At 68.8% G+C, this 17,637-nt stretch carries 13 protein-coding genes and 7 tRNA genes; 16 read left to right on the top strand and 4 right to left on the bottom strand.

Annotated elements, in window-relative coordinates; translation table 11 throughout:
- Positions 1 to 42 precede the first annotated feature (42 nt).
- Positions 43 to 1,383 (top strand): Na+/H+ antiporter NhaC family protein, encoded by a 1,341-nt coding sequence (locus ACQYVW_RS03890; RefSeq protein WP_434946101.1) that lies wholly within the window; start codon positions 43 to 45, stop codon positions 1,381 to 1,383.
- Between the two features lie 55 nt (positions 1,384 to 1,438).
- On the opposite strand, the gene ACQYVW_RS03885 is transcribed toward ACQYVW_RS03890, so the two are convergent.
- Positions 1,439 to 2,200, bottom strand: a complete 762-nt coding sequence (locus ACQYVW_RS03885; protein WP_434934270.1) for a Bax inhibitor-1/YccA family protein — start codon at positions 2,198 to 2,200, stop codon at positions 1,439 to 1,441.
- A 164-nt stretch (positions 2,201 to 2,364) separates the two neighbouring features.
- Here ACQYVW_RS03885 and ACQYVW_RS03880 point away from each other — a divergent pair.
- From ACQYVW_RS03880 to ACQYVW_RS03820, 13 genes are all read left to right on the top strand, one after another.
- A tRNA-Pro gene (locus ACQYVW_RS03880) sits at positions 2,365 to 2,441 on the top strand.
- Positions 2,442 to 2,475: 34 nt separating this feature from the next.
- A tRNA-Arg gene (locus tag ACQYVW_RS03875) sits at positions 2,476 to 2,552 on the top strand.
- A gap of 136 nt (positions 2,553 to 2,688) precedes the next feature.
- Positions 2,689 to 2,765, top strand: a tRNA-His gene (locus ACQYVW_RS03870).
- A gap of 67 nt (positions 2,766 to 2,832) precedes the next feature.
- Positions 2,833 to 2,908 (top strand) — tRNA-Lys (locus ACQYVW_RS03865).
- An 89-nt stretch (positions 2,909 to 2,997) separates the two neighbouring features.
- A tRNA-Leu gene (locus tag ACQYVW_RS03860) sits at positions 2,998 to 3,082 on the top strand.
- A 459-nt stretch (positions 3,083 to 3,541) separates the two neighbouring features.
- Positions 3,542 to 4,846, top strand: coding sequence for a trigger factor (gene tig / locus ACQYVW_RS03855; protein WP_434946100.1), 1,305 nt, complete (start codon positions 3,542 to 3,544; stop codon positions 4,844 to 4,846).
- 89 nt (positions 4,847 to 4,935) lie between these two features.
- Positions 4,936 to 5,565, top strand: coding sequence for an ATP-dependent Clp endopeptidase proteolytic subunit ClpP (gene clpP / locus ACQYVW_RS03850; RefSeq protein WP_434946099.1), 630 nt, complete (start codon positions 4,936 to 4,938; stop codon positions 5,563 to 5,565).
- Between the two features lie 105 nt (positions 5,566 to 5,670).
- Complete coding sequence (gene clpX, locus ACQYVW_RS03845) at positions 5,671 to 6,957, top strand: ATP-dependent Clp protease ATP-binding subunit ClpX (RefSeq protein ID WP_434934267.1); 1,287 nt, start codon at positions 5,671 to 5,673, stop codon at positions 6,955 to 6,957.
- Between the two features lie 309 nt (positions 6,958 to 7,266).
- The gene (lon, locus tag ACQYVW_RS03840) at positions 7,267 to 9,711 is read left to right on the top strand and encodes an endopeptidase La (protein ID WP_434936106.1); all 2,445 of its coding nucleotides are present in this window, start codon (positions 7,267 to 7,269) and stop codon (positions 9,709 to 9,711) included.
- Between the two features lie 294 nt (positions 9,712 to 10,005).
- Positions 10,006 to 10,278, top strand: coding sequence for an HU family DNA-binding protein (locus ACQYVW_RS03835; protein ID WP_492011943.1), 273 nt, complete (start codon positions 10,006 to 10,008; stop codon positions 10,276 to 10,278).
- 36 nt (positions 10,279 to 10,314) lie between these two features.
- Positions 10,315 to 10,389 (top strand) — tRNA-Val (locus ACQYVW_RS03830).
- 46 nt (positions 10,390 to 10,435) lie between these two features.
- Positions 10,436 to 10,512, top strand: a tRNA-Asp gene (locus tag ACQYVW_RS03825).
- 279 nt (positions 10,513 to 10,791) lie between these two features.
- Positions 10,792 to 12,768, top strand: a complete 1,977-nt coding sequence (locus ACQYVW_RS03820) for a SurA N-terminal domain-containing protein (protein WP_434946098.1) — start codon at positions 10,792 to 10,794, stop codon at positions 12,766 to 12,768.
- Between the two features lie 833 nt (positions 12,769 to 13,601).
- On the opposite strand, the gene ACQYVW_RS03815 is transcribed toward ACQYVW_RS03820, so the two are convergent.
- From ACQYVW_RS03815 to gloB, 3 genes are read right to left on the bottom strand one after another with little or no spacing between them, the layout of a single operon-like run.
- Complete coding sequence (locus ACQYVW_RS03815) at positions 13,602 to 14,399, bottom strand: enoyl-ACP reductase FabI (RefSeq protein WP_434936109.1); 798 nt, start codon at positions 14,397 to 14,399, stop codon at positions 13,602 to 13,604.
- Positions 14,400 to 14,425: 26 nt separating this feature from the next.
- Positions 14,426 to 15,724, bottom strand: a complete 1,299-nt coding sequence (locus ACQYVW_RS03810) for a lytic transglycosylase domain-containing protein (protein WP_434946097.1) — start codon at positions 15,722 to 15,724, stop codon at positions 14,426 to 14,428.
- Positions 15,721 to 16,488, bottom strand: a complete 768-nt coding sequence (gene gloB, locus ACQYVW_RS03805) for a hydroxyacylglutathione hydrolase (protein WP_434946096.1) — start codon at positions 16,486 to 16,488, stop codon at positions 15,721 to 15,723. Before gloB ends, ACQYVW_RS03810 begins: the two co-directional genes overlap by 4 nt.
- A 38-nt stretch (positions 16,489 to 16,526) precedes the next feature.
- Here gloB and ACQYVW_RS03800 point away from each other — a divergent pair, with 38 nt between their 5' ends.
- Both ACQYVW_RS03800 and rnhA read left to right on the top strand, forming a co-directional pair.
- Positions 16,527 to 17,192: a class I SAM-dependent methyltransferase gene (locus ACQYVW_RS03800; RefSeq protein WP_434936845.1), complete on the top strand. Its 666-nt coding sequence runs from the start codon at positions 16,527 to 16,529 to the stop codon at positions 17,190 to 17,192.
- Entirely contained in the window at positions 17,189 to 17,632 is a 444-nt protein-coding gene (rnhA, locus tag ACQYVW_RS03795; protein WP_434936843.1) for a ribonuclease HI, read from the top strand. The genes ACQYVW_RS03800 and rnhA overlap by 4 nt, the downstream gene beginning before the upstream one ends.
- Positions 17,633 to 17,637 lie beyond the last annotated feature (5 nt).

Genomic DNA, 17,637 nt, shown 5'->3' with positions numbered 1-17,637 from the left:
CCCGAAACATCGCACAATCGGCGTTTTCCGCCGGCTGCCGCGATGACCACCCGCCCCAGCGCGCTCGCGCTGACTCCCCTAATGCTGTTCCTGGCGATCTTCTTCGGCGCGGGCCTGTACTACTCGCTGCAGGGCGAACCGATGGGTTTCTACCAGCTGCGCGCACCGGTGGCGATCCTGCCCGCATTGGCGCTGGCGGCGCTGATCGCCTGGCGCCGCGGCATCCGCCCGGGCGAGACCCTGCTGCAGGGCATGGGCGATCCCAACATCGTGCTGATGTGCCTGATCTTCCTGCTCGCCGGTGCATTCGCCTATGTGTCCAAGGCGATCGGCGCGGTGGATGCGGTGGTGTCGCTGGGCATCGGTGCGCTGCATCCGGCGCTGCTGCTGCCGGGCCTGTTCCTGATCGCCTGCGCGGTGTCGCTGGCCATCGGCACCTCGATGGGCACCATCGCCGCGGTGGTGCCGATCGCGGTCGGCGTGGCCGATGCGTCCGGGCTGGACCGCGTGCTGGTGGCCGGTGCGGTGGTCGGCGGCGCGATGTTCGGCGACAACCTCTCGGTGATTTCCGATACCACCATCGCGGCGACCCGCACCCAGGGCGCGCAGATGCGCGACAAGTTCCGCGAGAACTTCAAGATCGCCCTGCCGGCCGCGCTTCTGACGATGGCGCTGCTCGGGTTTGCCGGCGACTCCGCGCCCGTCCAGGCTGACGAATCCGCACCCGCCTGGCTGGCGTTGCCCTACCTGCTGGTGCTGGTGCTGGCGCTGGCCGGGCTGGACGTACTGCTGGTGCTGGGGTTCGGACTCGCGCTGGCCGGCGGCTTCGGCCTGCTGCTGGTCGACGGCTACGACCTGCAGCAATACGCCAGCGACATCTGGACCGGGTTCGAGGGCATGGTGGAGATCCTGCTGCTGTCGCTGCTGATCGGTGGGCTGGCGGGCCTGATGAAGGCGAGCGGTGGGCTGGCCTGGCTGGCGCAGGTGATCTCGCGCTTCGCGCGCGGCCATCGCGGTCGCCGCACCGGCGAGTTCAGCATCGCGGCTCTCGCGACCACGGCGGATGTTTTCACCGCCAACAACACGGTCGCGATCCTGGTCGGCGGCAGCGTCGCGCGCGACATCGCCGAGCAACATGGGATCAGCCCGCGGCGGGCCGCCAGCGTGCTCGACATCTTCGCCTGCGTGCCGCAGGGGCTGCTGCCTTACGGCGCGCAACTGCTGCTGGCGGCGTCGCTGGCGGCGGTTTCGCCGTTCGCCCTGGCAGGCAGCGTCTGGTACTGCTGGCTGCTGGCGCTGGTGGCGATCGGCTTCATGGCCTGGCCGGGGCGCTCCGACGGGGAGCGCGGCGCGCATCCCGCCGATGCCCCGCCCGCCCGGTAGGCAGGAGATACGAAAAAGGCGCCCGGGGGCGCCTTTTCCATCCGCCGTCGCCGCGTCAGTCGCGCGACTGCAGCTTGGCCAGCAGGCGCAGGAACTCGACGTACAGCCACACCAGGGTGACCATCAGGCCGAACGCGCCGTACCACTCCATGTACTTGGGCGCACCCTGCTCGACGCCGCTTTCGATGAAATCGAAATCGAGCACCAGGTTCAGCGCCGCGATCACGATCACGAACAGGCTGAAACCGATGCCGACGATGCCGCTCTCGTGGATCATCGGGATGTCCTTGCCGAACATCCGCAGCACGATCGTCGCCAGGTACACCAGGGCGATGCCGCCGGTGGCGGCGACTACGCCCAGCTTGAAGTTTTCGGTGGCGCGGATCAGGCCGCTGCGGTAGGCGAACAGCAGCGCGAACAGCGTGCCGAAGGTCAGCATCACCGCCTGCATGACGATGCCTTCGTACATGTGGTTGTAGAGCGCGGAAATGGCGCCTAGGAAGAAGCCCTCCACCAGCGCGTACAGCGGCGCGGTGACCGGCGACCATTCCTTCTTGAACGCGGTGACGACCGCGATCACCAGGCCGCCGATGGCGCCGCCCCAGACGTAGACGCCGAAGCCCGGCGCCGGGGTGCCGTCCGGACCCAGTGCCTGGTTCCAGGCGAAGGCGGCGGTCAGCACGGTCAGCAGCAGCAGGAAGCCGGTCTTGTTGACCGTGCCGTTGAGGCTCATCGCGCCGCTGTCGCGCGACACGACGGTGCCGCTGCCGAGGTCGAGGAAGGTCGAGTCTTTGAGTACCGGATTGCCGCTGCGCATGGATGCGATGTCCGCTGTCTGGAGCCGGCGTTCAGGATACACGTAGCGGCCGTGTACGCACCGCGCAGGGAGGGGCTGCGTTGACACCGGCAGGCGCGCTCCGGACAATGGCCGGCTCCTCCGGGTTCGCCCGGTGGGGATCGGATCGACCGCCCGTCACCGGCCGGGGTATAGCGCAGTCTGGTAGCGCGCCTGCTTTGGGAGCAGGATGTCGGGGGTTCGAATCCCTCTACCCCGACCAACCGGACCGCCCGGGGCCGCTATCATGCGCACATGCGCCCGTAGCTCAACCGGATAGAGCACCGGCCTTCTAAGCCGGTGGTTGCAGGTTCGAGTCCTGCCGGGCGCGCCATACGGACCTCGGGTCCGATGTCGGGTATCCGGTTGTTGAGGCAGGGCGGGGCGGGGATGTCGGCAGTTGCTGCGATCTGTCCGCTACGCAATAGGGAATCCGGGTCGTGCTCGGGTATCCTGTACAGGTTCCAGTGGTGGCTGTAGCTCAGTTGGTTAGAGTCCTGGATTGTGATTCCAGATGTCGGGGGTTCGAGTCCCCTCAGCCACCCCAATTCTCGTGATCGCGGCAGAGGGATTGCCGCACGGCGCGCATCTGCTACACTATGCGCCCGCTTTCGGGGCCGTTAGCTCAGTTGGTAGAGCAGTTGACTCTTAATCAATAGGTCCAAGGTTCGAATCCTTGACGGCCCACCATTCGACGGATCGCCCGGCTTCGGCCGGGCGTTTTCGTTTCTGTCGCCGGTGCGCAGGCCGGCGAGAAGCGGCTTTAGAATGCGTCCAGCGCGAAAGTGGCGGAATTGGTAGACGCCCTGGATTTAGGTTCCAGTGCCGCAAGGCGTGGGGGTTCGAGTCCCCCCTTTCGCACCAGCCCGCCGGCCGCGAACGGCAGCATCGACGTGTCGCGAGCGCTTGCGAGGGGAATGCCCGCCGCCTCTCCGGCTTCTTGCGGCGGGTGCCTGGTCGTTGCGCTCCCGCTGCGAGCGCAATCGGGCCGATGGCCGGGTATCGGGAGACGCTCGACGCCACGGCTGCGGGCAGCTGCCGGTCCGCCGGCCTGGCAGCAGGAAAATGCCCTGCGGCGGCGGTGTCCGTCGGTCGAGCCCCGCCGGTCGCAATGGACCCGCTTCTCTTCGCCGGCGAAGGGGCGGGGGGTGACGGCCGGGCGCGGGCTGATCAATTGAACGCAGACTCTGGCGGCGAACCCGCGATTCCGCCAAAATATCCCGTTCCGCCGGCCGCCGCCGGCCTGCCCCGGCAGGCCAGGGCTCCCGGCCCCTTATCCGATCCAAACAGCGGCGGCGATGGCCGCGCGGCAGGAGTGAGTCAATGCAAGTGTCGGTCGAAACCCTGGGCAGCCTCGAGCGCCGCCTGACCTTCCGCCTGCCGTCCGAGCGGCTGGAAACCCAGGTCGGCGGACGCCTGCGCGAGATCGCGCGCACGGCCCGCATCAAGGGCTTCCGTCCGGGCAAGGTGCCGGCGAAGGTGATCGAGCAGCGCTATGGCGAGCAGGTGCGTGCCGAGGTGCTCGACGGGCTGCTGCGCGAGGGCTTCGACGAGGCCGTGCGCGACAACGAGCTGCGACTGGCCGGCCAGCCCAAGATCGAACCCAGCCAGGACACCGCCGAAGGCGAACTGGCCTATGTCGCCACGTTCGAGGTGGTGCCGGATTTCGGCGAGATCGACGTCTCCAAGCTCAGCGTCGTGCGCCACACCGCGGAGGTGACCGAAGAGGACATCGACCGCATGATCGAGAACCTGCGCCAGCAGCGCCGCAGCTGGAGCGTGGTCACGCGTCCGGCGCAGGCGGGCGACGCGGTGGAGGTCGAGACCTGGTCGCAGGCGGGCGAGGAGCGCCTCCCCCCCGAAGGCGTGGAACGCGGGGTCACCGTCATCGGCTCCGGCGGCATGTTCAAGGACGTCGAGGATGCGCTTGCAGGCATGGCCGCGGGCGAGGAGAAGACGGTCGACGTGGCCTTCCCCGCCGACTGGCGCGTCCCCGCGCTGGCGGGCAGGTCCGGCAGCGTCTACCTCAAGACGATCCAGGTGTCCGAACAGCAGCTGCCCGAGGTGGATGGCGCCTTCATCAAGAGCTTCGGCGTGAAGAGCGGCCAGCTGGAGCAGTTCCGTAGCGATATCCGCACCAATCTGGAGCGCGAACTCAAGGGCGCGCTGATGAACCGGCTGCGCCGCGAGGTAGGCGAGCAGCTGGTCACCGCCTACGCGCAGGTCGAACTCCCCCCGCGGCTGGTCGAGGCGGAGGCCCGCTCGATGCTGGCGCAGCAGGTGGAGCAGGTGCGTCGCAGCGGCCGCGACCCGGGCCAGGTGCCGGCGGACGCGCACGAGGGTTTCATGGACGCGGCGCGCAAGCGCGTGCTGGTCGGGCTGCTGGTGGGCGAAGTCGCGCGTCGCAATACGCTGCGTCTGGACCCCAAGCGCCTGAACGAGCACCTGCGCCTGATCGCCTCGACCTACGAGGAGCCGCAGCAGGTCATTGACTTGTACCGCAACGATCCCCAGTTGATGTCGGGACTGCAGAACCGGGTGATGGAGGAGCAGGTGATCGACTGGATCGCCGAGCGCGCCCAGCACACCGAGCAGCAGTTGACGTTCCAGGAAGCCATCACGCCGTAAGCCGGGTTCCGCCCGGCGCAGGCCGCGGCGAAACTCCCGGGCCCGGGCCGCAGGCCCGGCCCACGACCCCGCAAGCGAGAACACGATCCATGAGCAGCTACGAGACCAAGGCCCTGAACCTCGTTCCGATGGTGGTCGAGCAGACCAGTCGCGGCGAGCGCGCCTACGACATCTACTCGCGGCTGCTGAAGGAGCGGGTGATCTTCCTGGTGGGGCCGATCGACGACTACATGGCGAACGTGATCGTCGCCCAGTTGCTGTTCCTCGAGGCCGAGAACCCCGAGAAGGACATCAACCTCTACATCAACTCTCCGGGCGGCATCGTCACCGCGGGCATGGCGATCTACGACACCATGCAGTTCATCAAGCCGGACGTGAGCACGATCTGCGTCGGCCAGGCGGCCAGCATGGGCGCCCTGCTGCTCGCTTCCGGCGCGGCCGGCAAGCGCTATGCGCTGCCCAATTCGCGGGTGATGATCCACCAGCCGCTGGGCGGCTTCCAGGGCCAGGCGACCGACATCGATATCCACGCCCGCGAGATCCTGTCGATGAAGCAGCGGCTGAACGAGATCCTGGCCCGCCACACCGGCCAGTCGATCGAGACCATCGCCAGCGACACCGAGCGCGACAACTTCAAGAGCGCCGAGTCCGCCCGCGAATACGGACTGGTCGACCAGGTGCTCGAACGGCGCCCGGAAGAGTCGATTCAGCCGGCCTAAGTAATTGACTGAAAACGAAAACGGTGTTCCGGTGGCGCTGTCCTTGCGCCGCCGGGCGCTGTGCTATTCTCGAACCGTGACCGCACCAGCAAGACAGATCCATTCATGACCGAAGACCGTCAGGGCCGCTCCGGCGACAGCAGCAAGATCCTCTACTGCTCCTTCTGTGGAAAGAGCCAGCATGAGGTGCGCAAGCTGATCGCGGGTCCGAGCGTGTACATCTGCGACGAATGCGTCGAGCTGTGCAACGACATCATCCGCGAGGAGCTCGAGGAGAAGGCCCAGTCGGCGCGCAGCTCGCTGCCCAAGCCGAAGGAAATCCTCGAGGTTCTCGACCAGTACGTGATCGGGCAGAACCGCGCCAAGCGCACGCTCGCCGTCGCGGTCTACAACCATTACAAGCGCATCGAGAGCCGGCAGAAGAACGACGACGTCGAACTGGCGAAGTCGAACATCCTGCTGGTCGGGCCGACCGGTTCGGGTAAGACCCTGCTGGCCGAGACCCTGGCGCGCCTGCTCAACGTGCCGTTCACGATCGCCGATGCCACCACGCTGACCGAAGCCGGTTACGTGGGCGAGGATGTCGAGAACATCATCCAGAAGCTGCTGCAGAAGTGCGATTACGACGTCGAGAAGGCGCAGCAGGGCATCGTCTACATCGACGAGATCGACAAGATCTCGCGCAAGAGCGAGAACCCGTCGATCACCCGCGACGTGTCCGGCGAGGGCGTGCAGCAGGCGCTGCTCAAGCTGATCGAAGGCACCACCGCCAGCGTGCCGCCCCAGGGCGGGCGCAAGCATCCGCAGCAGGAATTCCTGCAGGTCGAGACCAAGAACATCCTGTTCATCGTCGGCGGCGCGTTCGCAGGCCTGGACAAGATCATCCAGCAGCGCAGCACCGAGGCCGGCGGCATCGGCTTCGGCGCCAAGCTCAAGAGTTCCGAGCGCAAGACCGACACCGGCAAGGTGCTGGCCGACGTCGAGCCCGAGGACCTGATCAAGTTCGGCCTGATCCCCGAGTTCGTCGGCCGCCTGCCGGTGGTCGCCACGCTCGAGGAACTCGACGAGGCGGCGCTGATCAAGATCCTCACCGAGCCGAAGAACGCGATCAGCAAGCAGTTCCGCAAGCTGTTCGAGATGGAAGGCGTGGAGCTGGAATTCCGCCAGGATGCCCTGAGCGCGATCGCGAAGAAGGCGATCAAGCGCAAGACCGGCGCGCGCGGCCTGCGCACCATCGTCGAGTCGGTGCTGCTCGATACGATGTACGAGCTGCCTTCGCTGGAGAACGTCAGCAAGGTGGTGGTCGACGAGTCGGTGATCGAGCACAAGTCCGAGCCCTATCTGATCTACCAGACCCCGCCGGCCCCGCAGAAGGTCGCCTCGGCCGAGTAGGTTCCAGGCCTGGGCCGGCGCCGCCGCGCACGGCCCGCCCAGGCGCCGTCAACCGCCGGCGCTCGTTGGCGGCGGATGCCAGCCCGGGCCCCGGGCCCGCCCGAGGCCGCGGCCGCTCGCCCGCCGCTTTCGACAGGCCTCCCGGCCCCGATCGTCCAACGCCGCCGAGATGCAGGGGCGCCTGCCTGCGCGCGGGACGCATCGTTTGCGCGCGGTGCTTGCATCGCTCCCCGCGGAGCCCCATAAACCCACGATGGGCGCACGCCGCGCCCGGCGTCCGCCGTCCCGTCGTCTCCTCTGGAACCCGCAATGACCGATCGACCCCGTAGCGAATCGCTGGAACTGCCCGTCCTGCCCCTGCGCGACGTGGTGGTCTTCCCGCACATGGTGATCCCGCTGTTCGTCGGCCGCGACAAGTCGATCCGGGCGCTCGACATCGCGATGGAAGGCGACAAGCGCATCCTGCTGGTCGCGCAGAAGTCGGCCGAAACCGACGATCCGGAAGCCGATGACCTGCATTCGATCGGAACCCTGGCCCAGGTGCTGCAGTTGCTCAAGCTGCCCGATGGCACGATCAAGGTGCTGGTCGAGGGCGTCTCGCGCGTGTCGGTGGGCCAAGTGCGCGAAGTCGACGGCACGCTGGCCGGCGTGGGCAAGGTGATCGAGCCGATCGAGAGCCGCGACGCGCGCGAGGTCGAGGCGATCGCGCGGTCGCTGGTCTCGCTGTTCGAGCAGTACGTCAAGACCAACCGCAAGCTGCCGCCGGAACTGATGCAGACCCTGGCCGGCATCGACGAACCGGGGCGTCTGGCCGACATCGTCGCCGCGCACCTGGGCGTTCGCCTGGCGGAGAAGCAGCGGCTGCTGGAGAGCGTCGACACCGCCGAACGCCTGGAGCTGCTGGTGGGCCTGGTCGACGGCGAGATCGACGTGCAGCAGATGGAAAAGCGCATCCGCGGCCGGGTGAAGTCGCAGATGGAGAAGTCGCAGCGCGAGTACTACCTCAACGAACAGATGAAGGCGATCCAGAAGGAGCTGGGCGAGATCGACGACGCGCCCAACGACCTGGACGAGATCGCGCGCAAGATCGCCGCGGCAGGCATGCCCAAGGCGGTCGAAACCAAGGCCAGGAACGAGTTCAACAAGCTCAAGCAGATGTCGCCGATGTCGGCCGAGGCGGCGGTGGTGCGCAACTACCTCGACTGGTTGCTGGGCGTGCCCTGGAAGAAGCGCAGCAAGGTGCGCAAGGACCTCAAGGCCGCGCAGGATACGCTGGACGCCGACCACTACGGCCTGGAGAAGGTCAAGGAACGGATCCTCGAATACCTGGCGGTGCAGGGGCGGGTGCAGAAGATGAAGGGCCCGATCCTGTGCCTGGTCGGCCCGCCCGGCGTGGGCAAGACCTCGCTCGGACAGTCCATCGCCAAGGCGACGAACCGCAAGTTCGTGCGCATGGCGCTGGGCGGCGTGCGCGACGAGGCGGAGATCCGGGGCCACCGCCGCACCTATGTGGGCTCGATGCCGGGCCGCATCGTGCAGAACCTCAACAAGGCCGGGGCGAAGAACCCGCTGTTCGTGCTCGACGAGATCGACAAGATGTCGATGGACTTCCGCGGCGATCCGTCTTCGGCCCTGCTCGAGGTGCTCGATCCCGAGCAGAACCACACGTTCAACGACCACTACCTGGAGGTCGACCTCGACCTGTCGGAGGTGATGTTCATCGCCACCTCCAACTCGCTCAACATCCCCGGGCCGCTGCTGGACCGCATGGAGGTGATCCGCATCCCCGGCTACACCGAGGAAGAGAAGATCAGCATCGCCACGCGCTACCTCGTGCCCAAGCAGATGAAGGCCAATGGCCTCAAGCCCGAGGAGATCGCGATCGCGACGGATGCCATCCAGGACATCGTGCGCTATTACACGCGCGAATCTGGCGTGCGCAACCTCGAGCGCGAGATCGCCAAGATCTGCCGCAAGGTGGTCAAGCAGATCGCGCTGGCCGGCCCGAAGAAGGGCAAGGTCAAGGCGGTCAAGGTCGCTGCCGACAATCTCGACGGCTACCTCGGCGTGCGCCGCTTCGACTTCGGCCGCGCCGAGCAGGACAACGAGATCGGCATGGTGACGGGCCTGGCCTGGACTGAAGTCGGTGGCGACCTGTTGCAGATCGAATCCACCCTGGTGCCGGGCAAGGGCAACCTGATCCTCACCGGGCAGCTGGGCGACGTGATGAAAGAGTCCGCCTCTGCTGCGCTGAGCGTGGTGCGTGCGCGCACCGAGCGCCTCGGGATCGACGTGGATTTCCTGCAGAAGCAGGACGTGCACGTGCACGTGCCCGACGGCGCGACCCCGAAGGACGGGCCGAGTGCCGGCATCGCGATGACGACCGCGCTGGTGTCGACGCTGACCCGGATTCCGGTGCGTGCCGAAGTGGCGATGACCGGCGAGATCACCCTGCGCGGCAAGGTGACGGCGATCGGCGGGCTCAAGGAAAAGCTGCTCGCGGCATTGCGCGGCGGCATCACGACCGTGGTGATCCCCGAGGAAAACCGCAAGGACCTGGCCGACATCCCGGCCAACGTGACCGACCATTTGAAGATCGTGCCGGTGAAGTGGATCGACGAGGTGCTGGACCTGGCGCTCGAGCGCCCGCTGGCCGGAGCGCAAGCGCAGCTCGCAAGCACGCCTGCGCCCGCGCGCAGCGCGGTCGTGAGGCGCCGCAAGGAAAAGCCGTCGCGCGCGAGCGTGAAGCACTGACGAAACGCTTCGCGCATCGGGCCTGATGGAGGGAGTGAGGTCTTCGTGGCTGGAACGCACTGGATGTCCGCGGCAGCACGCCGTGGACTTCACGCGGGGTTCACGAACTTCGATCCGGACATGCGCGGTCTACTCCGGTCAGGCTCCGCTGTCGTATTCGGCAGCGCCACCGCGTAAAATGCGGCGGATTCGTCAAACATCCTCATGGCCAGGCGGCGTCGCGGGATCCCCCGTCGACAGACCTGGTCCCCAGCAAGGCGGGCTGCGGTCCGCAACGGAGTGTCCAACATGCCAGTGAACAAGAGTGAATTGATCGACCAGGTCGCCGACAAGGCGGGGCTGTCCAAGGCCGACGCGGGGCGCGCGCTCGACGCGGTGCTCGAAGCGGTGACCGCGGCGCTCAAGCGCGGCGATGCCGTCAACCTGGTTGGCTTCGGTTCCTTCTCGGTCAAGGCCCGGGCGGCGCGTACCGGTCTGAATCCGCGTACCAAGGAGCCGATCGAAATCCCGGCTTCCAACAATCCTGCATTCAAGGCTGGCAAAGCGCTGAAGGATGCCGTAAACTGAGCGGCTCCTGAGTTCCCCGGGTCACGCTAGTCCCAAGGGTGCTTAGCTCAGCGGTAGAGCGTCTCCTTTACACGGAGAGGGTCGGGGGTTCGAAACCCTCAGCACCCACCAGGCAACGGGGCGCTGACCGCGGGGAAGGTTTCAAGGATCAAAGCGCGGAGCGGTAGTTCAGCTGGTTAGAATGCTGGCCTGTCACGCCGGAGGTCGCGGGTTCGAGTCCCGTCCGCTCCGCCATTCGATACGAAAAACCCCGCAGAAATGCGGGGTTTTTTTTGGCCCGCGATCGGTCCGCCAGCAGGCCCGGCGGCAGTGCGGTCCTTGCTATGCCCGGACGAGGCGCGGGACCCATGACCGGGTTGCCGATGCGGCTGGCGATCGCGGCCGCCACCACGGCAGGCGCGGTCGCATATGCGACGTAGGAGCGGGCACATCGATCCGCAGGGGCGGCCCCGGGCGCTCATCCCCGTCAGCAAGCGGTTAGACTGTGCGGCTACGTCCCGGCCTTGCTTGCCCATGCTGCAGACTCTCAGAGACAAGATGTCCGGCTGGATCGCGATCGTCATCGTCGCGATCCTGGCCATCCCGTTCGCGTTCTTCGGCATGGAGCAGTACCTGTTCCAGAGCGGCGCGAACTACGCCGCCAAGGTCGAGGTGCAGCCGTCCTGGTGGCGCGGCGCGCCGGACTGGTGGCTGGTGCGACGGCTTGCCTGGGAGTCCGAGGAGATCAGCCCCGAGGAATTCCGCGAAGCCTTCGAGTCGGAGCGGCAGCGCCGGCGCGAAGCCGAAGGCGAGGCTTTCGACGCGCGGGCGTTCGAGTCGCCCGAGACCAAGCGCGAGGTGCTCGAAGCGCTGATCGATCGAAGGGTGCTCAAGCTCGCCGCGGTGCGCGACGGCATGGTGGTGGGCGATTCGCGCGTGCGCGAGGCCATCGAGGGCATCCAGGCCTTCCAGGTGGACGGCCGCTTCGATGAGCAGCGCTATCTGCTGACCCTGCAGGCGCAGGGCTACTCGCCGCGTGGGTTCCAGGAAATGGTGCGCGAGGACCTGCAGGCCGGACTGCTGGCCGGCCAGGTCGCGCGTTCGGCGTTTACCACCCCGTCGGAGACCGATCGCATCATGACTCTGCTCGGCGAGCGCCGAGACGTGGCCTTCGTGGTGTTGCCGGCACCTGCCCCGGATACGGGCGCGGTCGCGGCCGCGGACATCCAGGCCTGGTACGACGCCCATCGCGACGAGTACCGCGCGCCCGAGCAGGTGACGCTGGAATACGTCGAGCTCGATGCGGGGGCGCTGTCGCCGCCGCCTGCGCCCGATGAGGCGACCTTGCGTCAGCGCTACGAACAGGAGAAGTCGCGCTTCGTCGAACCCGAGCAGCGGCTGGTGTCGCACATCCTGGTACCGGTGGAAGAAGGCGCCGACGAGTCCGCGCAACAGGCGGCCCAGGCGAAGGCCCGGCAGATCGCGGAGCAGGCGCGCGCGCCCGATGCCGACTTCGCCGAGCTGGCCCGCGCCAATCCGGGCGATCCCGGGTCCGCGGCCAACGGTGGCAACCTCGGCTGGCTCAGCCAGGATGGCGGTATGGTCAAGCCTTTCGAGGATGCGGTGTTCGCGGCGGAGGCGGGCAGCATCAGCGATCCGGTCCGCAGCCAGTTCGGCTGGCACGTGATCCAGCTGCGCGAGGTGCGCACGGGACACCAGGTGCCCTTCGAGCAGGTGCGTGATGCCCTGGCGCAGGAACAGGCGCAGGCCGATCGCGAACGCGCGTTCAACGATCTGGTCGGCGGTTTCGTCGACGAGGTCTATCGCAATCCCACCGAACTCACGACGGCGGCGAAGCAGGCCGGACTGGAAGTGCGGACGGCGGGACCGATCGCGCGCGGCCAGGGCGAGGGCGTACTTGCGGTGCCGGCGGTGCAGCGGGCGGCGTTCTCCGAGGGTCTGGTGCAGGACAACACCGCCAGCGATCCGATCGAGGTGGGCCCCGACCGCAGCGTGATCATCCGCGTGACCAAACACGAGCCCGAGCGTGCGCTGACCGTGGGCGAGGCGCGCGAGCGGATCGTCGCGGCCATCCGCGCGGACCGTGCGGCCAAGCAGGTGCAGGCGCAGGCCGACGCGATGGTGGAGCAGCTGAACGCGGGCGAGCCCCTGCAGTTGCTGGCTGACGCGGCCTCGCTGCAGCTGCAGGACATCAAGGGCATGCCGCGCGGTACGCCGGTACCGGATGCCGCGGCCGCGGAGGCCTACTTCCGGGCGCCGGTCCCCGCCGAGGGCAAGGTATCGGCCGGCCGCGTCGGCTTGGCCGACGGCAGCATGGTGGTGTTCACGGTGTCGAAGGTGACGCCGGGCGACGCTTCCGAGGCCACCGATGTGGAGCGCGACATGTTCCGCCAGCAGATGGCGGCCGTGATCGGCAGCGAGGATGCGCAGACCCTGCAGCGCGCGCTGCGGCAGCAGATGAAGGTGACGGTGGTGGAATCGCGGCTCTAGCGCGCCACGTGTTCGGAAAAAGCCCGGCCCCTGGCCGGGCTTTTTTTGGAGTCTTCCAGCGGCGCAGGAGAGATCCTCGGATGGATGTCAGGGTCACCCGCGACGCCAGAGGACGCCGCGCCGTGTTGCCAAGGGGTCTTACTCCGCTGGGTCGGCGCGCTGCGCGGGGTGGACCGAGCGGGGGCTTGCCGGGCAGGCCTGACCCGGCGGGCGGGCGCAGAGCCTGAGTTAGCCAAAGTGACTCTTGCGCCAGCGCGCGGCCTGCTTTAGCCGCAGGAACAGACTGTCTTCTGAGTGCCACCCCTTACCTTGGACGACCATCGTCGTTCCTGTAGATCCGAGATACGTCCGGGGATTGTCTAGTCACCGTATCGGCGCGTCGGCGCTGCCGTGCGTGACGCGGGATCCGGTTCGCGCGGCGGACACAGTGCAGCAGCCATTCCGCGCATCCGACCTCGAGACCGGACGCGGCGTCTGCTCGTGAAGTGCGTGCACCCCGTGAGGCGAGCACATCGGGTCACGTGTGGGCCCGAGCGGGATGTGCGGAATGCGTCCGGCTCGCGCGCCGGCCGGGCTGGTCGTCCGGACCCGGATCCTCACGCTGGCACGGCGTTGGCGCAATCGACGCTGCGCCATCCGCTGCTTCTGCGACATCCAGCCCGATCCGACATGTGCGGATCCAGGCCGGAGGGCCGAACCGGCGACAGGAATCGCCAGCTGGCGCGTTCGGGGCGTGCTTCGTTGTCGCAGCCGCCGGGAAGCAGCGGCGCGACGCGCCGCGTACGCCGAAACGATCGATGGGGTCGGTGCCCGGCGGGTGCCGGGCCACCGGTTTACTCGCCCGCGTCCAGCCCGGTCATGCCGACGATGCTGTAGCCGCCGTCGACATAGGTGACCTCGCCCGTGATGCCCGAGGCCAGGTCCGAACACAGGAACGCGGCGGCGTTGCCGACGTCCTCGATGGTCACCGTGCGGCGGATCGGTGCATTGGCCTCGACATGGCCGAGGATCTTGCGGAAACCGCCGATGCCGGCCGCCGCCAGGGTCTTGATCGGCCCGGCGGAGATCGCATTGACGCGGATGCCTTCCGGCCCGAGGTTGAGCGCCAGGTAGCGGACGCTCGCTTCCAGCGCGGCCTTGGCCACGCCCATGACGTTGTAGCTCGGTAGCGTGCGCACCGCGCCCAGGTAGCTCAGGGTGAGGATCGCGCCCTGCCGCCCCTGCATCAGCGGCCGTGCACCCTTGGCCAGCGCCGACAGCGAGTAGGCCGAGATGTCGTGCGCCATTGCGAAGTTCTCGCGGGTCAGTCCGTCCAGGAATTCGCCGGCGATCGCCTCGCGAGGGGCGTAGGCGATGGCGTGGACCAGCACGTCGAAACCGTCGCTCCAGTGCTTGCCCAGGCCCTCGAACAGCGCCGCGATCTGGGCGTCGTCGGTGACGTCCAGGGGGAACACCGGACCACCGCCAAGCTTGGCGGCCGCATCTTCCACCCGCGACTTCAGCTTCTCGTTCTGGTAGGTGAAGGCCAGTTCGGCGCCTTCGCGATGCATCGCCTCGGCAATGCCGTTGGCGATCGAGCGCTGGCTGGCGATGCCGGTGATGAGTGCGCGCTTGCCCTGCAGGAAACCCATGGATGACTCGCGATGTGGACCGGCGGCTATTCTGCCATGACCGTCGGATCTGTCCCGGCCGGGTCGATCGCCAGGCGCATGCCGGGTTTCAGCACGCTCCTCGCATCCAGGCCGTTGCGCGACTGGAGTTCGGCCAGGCTCAGGCCGTAGCGGCGGGCGATGCGCCATGCCGAGTCGCCGCGCGCCACGACGTGGGTCCGCGGCGGTGGTTCGACCAGGGCGGACGCGTCGGCCATGGCGTCGGAAATGTCGGTATCGCTGGCGAGCGCGGGCTTCGGCGACGATGCCGCCACCGAAGAGGCCGCCACCGAAGAGGCCGCGACGGCCGGCGCAAGCGACGTCGGGAGCAGCACGCGGGCAGTGCCGCCGGTCCGCGCGATACGGCCGTTGCCGTGCGCCGGGTTCAGGCGCCGTAGCTGGGCCGGATCGGCCCCGTGCTCGCGGGCCAGCGCGTCCAGCGAGGCGACCTGCACCGGCACGGCGGCCGCGGTGAGCACCGGCACCGGGCGGTCCAGCGCCTGCAGCCAGTCGGCCCCGTCCCCGGCCTCGGCCAGGACGCAGGACAGGGCCTGCAGCTTGCGCACATACGCCTGGGTGATCTGCGGCATCGGCAGGGCATCCGGATCGGCCGTGGCCGGACGCTGCCCGGTCCGCCGCAGCGCGCCCAGCACCCGATACTCGCCGGCGTTGTAGGCCATCACCGCAAGGCGCCAGTCGCCGGCGAACATGCCGTGCAACGTGCGCAGGTAGCGCACCGCAGCCTCGGTGGAATCGACCGGCGACAGGCGGCCGTCGTAGCCCGCGCCCACCGGAACCTTGTGGTTGCGCGCGGTCAGGGCGATGAACTGCCACAGGCCCGCCGGCCCCTGGGGCGAGCGTGCGGCGGGGCGATAGCCGCTCTCCACGAACGGGATCAGCGCGTACTCGGTGGGCAGGTGCACCTCGCGCAGCCGGTCGACCACGTAGCCGAACAGCGGCAGCACATCGCTGCCGGGGGAAACCAGCTGGTCCGGAGCGTGGGCGAAGTGCCGACGCCAGCGGTCGCTGGCATCGGCCGGACAGGCGGGGGCCGACAGCCCGTCGCGGAAACTGCGGTAGATCTCCAGGCCGCTGCGCGTCCCGGCGGGCAAGGCGATCGCGGCCTGGGCCACGGTGTCCGGGGGCGAGCTGGCTGCTGCCGGCTCCTGCGCCGTCGCCGGCGCTGCAGCCCCGACGGCGGGAGGCTGGATCGGCGAACCCGGGTCAGGGGCAGGGTCGGCGGCCAGGGCCGGGCCGGCCAACGCGCACAGCAGCACGAGGCGCAGGCCCATCGCGCGGGCCGTCATGCGCGGAAGCCGTCCTTCCAGCGCCGCAGCGCGGCGAAAGCGTCGACCCGGTCCGCGGCGGCCGCAGGCTCGCGGTCGCGGATCGCGGCGCGAACGGCGGGCGTGTCGATCCGCAGGAAGGGGTTGCAGGCCAGTTCCTGGGCCAGGGTCGAGGGGACGGTGGGCTGTGCGGTGCCGCGCATGGCGATGACCTCTTCTTGGCGGCGTCGCAGCGCCGCGTTGTCGGGATCGACCACGCGCGCGAAGGCGGCGTTGGCCTGGGTGTACTCGTGTCCGCAGCAGACCAGGGTCCGGGCTGGGAGGGCGGAGAGCTGGTCGAGGGCGCCGAGCATCTCGCGGGGCGTACCTTCGAACAGGCGCCCACAGCCGAGGCTGAACAGGGTATCACCGCAGAACAGCAGACCCTGCCCGTGGAAGGCGAGATGGCTGGCCGTATGGCCCGGTACGGCCAGGACTTCGAAGGCCCAGGGGCCGATGCGGACCTGGTCGCCATCGCCCACCGGACGGTCGACGAGGGCGGAGATCCGCGGGTCCGCCGGCCCGTAGACCGGCACCTGCGGCCAGCGCGCGCGCAGGCCGCCCACGCCGGCCACGTGGTCGCCATGGTGGTGGGTCAGCAGGATCGCCCCGGGCGGGCCTGCGTCGCCCGCGTGCGCCAACACCGGGTCCGCGTCGCCGGGGTCCACCACCAGCCACTGGCCGGAAGCATCGGCCAGGTGCCAGATGTAGTTGTCGTCCAGCGCGGGGAGCGCGGTGAGCTGCATCGGCGGGTCGGGGTCCGGCTGCCTTTAGAATGGCGACCATGCCCGTCCAGCTCCCGGTCCGTCAAACGGACGCCACCCCCGTCCACGACTGGTTCCTGACCGAGGCCGGTCGCGCCGTGCTGGCCAGCGAGGAAGACGCGGTCGACCAGGCCCTGGCCGACCGGCCGGGCCAGCCCTGGCTGTGGTGCGGCCCGGTCCCGCGCACCACCGAGGGCCGGGGACGCGGCCTGTACCTCGCCCCCGAGCCCGGGGACCGGTGGCGCGGGCAGGTGGCCTGTGCACTGCCGCTGCCGCTGCCCAGCGAGTCCTTCGGCGCCGTGGTCCTGCAGCACGTGGCCCGCCCGGCGGGCCCCAATGGCGCCGAACTGTTCGAGGAAGCGTCGCGGCTGCTGGTCAACGGCGGGCGCCTGTGGCTGTTCGTGCTCAATCCGCTCGCGCCGTACCGCTGGCGCTGGCGCGGCTGCGGCATCAGCGCCTCCGAACCGCTGGCCTGGCGCCGGCGGCTGCGCCAGGCCGGGCTGGTTCCCGACCCGGTCTCGCAGGGCCTGGGGCCCAACTGGAGCATGCAGGTCTCGTCGCTGCCGCAGCAGGGTCCCGGCCTGCGCGCGGCCTACCTGCTGCGCGCGGAGAAGCGCGCCATCCCGCTGACCCCGGTGCGTTCCCGGCGGCTGCTGCCGCTGGTGCATGGAGCGCCCGCGGCATGAGCGTGGGTATCCACACCGATGGGGCCTGCCTGGGCAATCCGGGCCCCGGCGGCTGGGCCGCACTGCTGCGTTACGGGGAAAAGGAGCGCGAACTGGCCGGTGGCGAACCGCTGACCACGAACAACCGGATGGAGCTGATGGCCGCGATCGTCGCGCTGGAAACGCTCAGCCGGCCCTGCGACGTGGTCCTGCATACCGACTCCCAGTACGTGCGCCAGGGCATCACGCTGTGGATGCCGAACTGGGTCCGGCGCGGCTGGAAGACCGCGGGCGGCGACCCGGTGAAGAACCGCGACCTGTGGGAGCGCCTGCACGAGGCCTGCCGGCGCCACCAGATCGACTGGCGCTGGGTAAAGGGCCATTCCGGCGATCCGGACAACGAGCGCGTCGACGTGCTGGCGCGCAACGAAGCGATCCGGCAGCGCGCGCGCGCCGGATAGCCGGG

The sequence above is a fragment of the Luteimonas campi genome, from assembly GCF_051162505.1.
Lineage (GTDB): Bacteria > Pseudomonadota > Gammaproteobacteria > Xanthomonadales > Xanthomonadaceae > Luteimonas.
This window is presented reverse-complemented; position numbering and strand designations above follow the sequence as displayed.

Bases quoted from the DNA above. Each gene is read 5' to 3' on its own strand.
- ACQYVW_RS03885 (WP_434934270.1), bottom strand. From the start codon at position 2,200: ATGCGCAGCGGCAATCCGGTACTCAAAGACTCGACCTTCCTCGACCTC.
- ACQYVW_RS03820 (WP_434946098.1), top strand. From the start codon at position 10,792: ATGCTGCAGACTCTCAGAGACAAGATGTCCGGCTGGATCGCGATCGTC.
- ACQYVW_RS03810 (WP_434946097.1), bottom strand. From the start codon at position 15,724: ATGACGGCCCGCGCGATGGGCCTGCGCCTCGTGCTGCTGTGCGCGTTG.
- clpX (WP_434934267.1), top strand. From the start codon at position 5,671: ATGACCGAAGACCGTCAGGGCCGCTCCGGCGACAGCAGCAAGATCCTC.
- lon (WP_434936106.1), top strand. From the start codon at position 7,267: ATGACCGATCGACCCCGTAGCGAATCGCTGGAACTGCCCGTCCTGCCC.
- ACQYVW_RS03890 (WP_434946101.1), top strand. From the start codon at position 43: ATGACCACCCGCCCCAGCGCGCTCGCGCTGACTCCCCTAATGCTGTTC.
- ACQYVW_RS03800 (WP_434936845.1), top strand. From the start codon at position 16,527: ATGCCCGTCCAGCTCCCGGTCCGTCAAACGGACGCCACCCCCGTCCAC.
- clpP (WP_434946099.1), top strand. From the start codon at position 4,936: ATGAGCAGCTACGAGACCAAGGCCCTGAACCTCGTTCCGATGGTGGTC.
- rnhA (WP_434936843.1), top strand. From the start codon at position 17,189: ATGAGCGTGGGTATCCACACCGATGGGGCCTGCCTGGGCAATCCGGGC.
- ACQYVW_RS03815 (WP_434936109.1), bottom strand. From the start codon at position 14,399: ATGGGTTTCCTGCAGGGCAAGCGCGCACTCATCACCGGCATCGCCAGC.
- tig (WP_434946100.1), top strand. From the start codon at position 3,542: ATGCAAGTGTCGGTCGAAACCCTGGGCAGCCTCGAGCGCCGCCTGACC.
- gloB (WP_434946096.1), bottom strand. From the start codon at position 16,488: ATGCAGCTCACCGCGCTCCCCGCGCTGGACGACAACTACATCTGGCAC.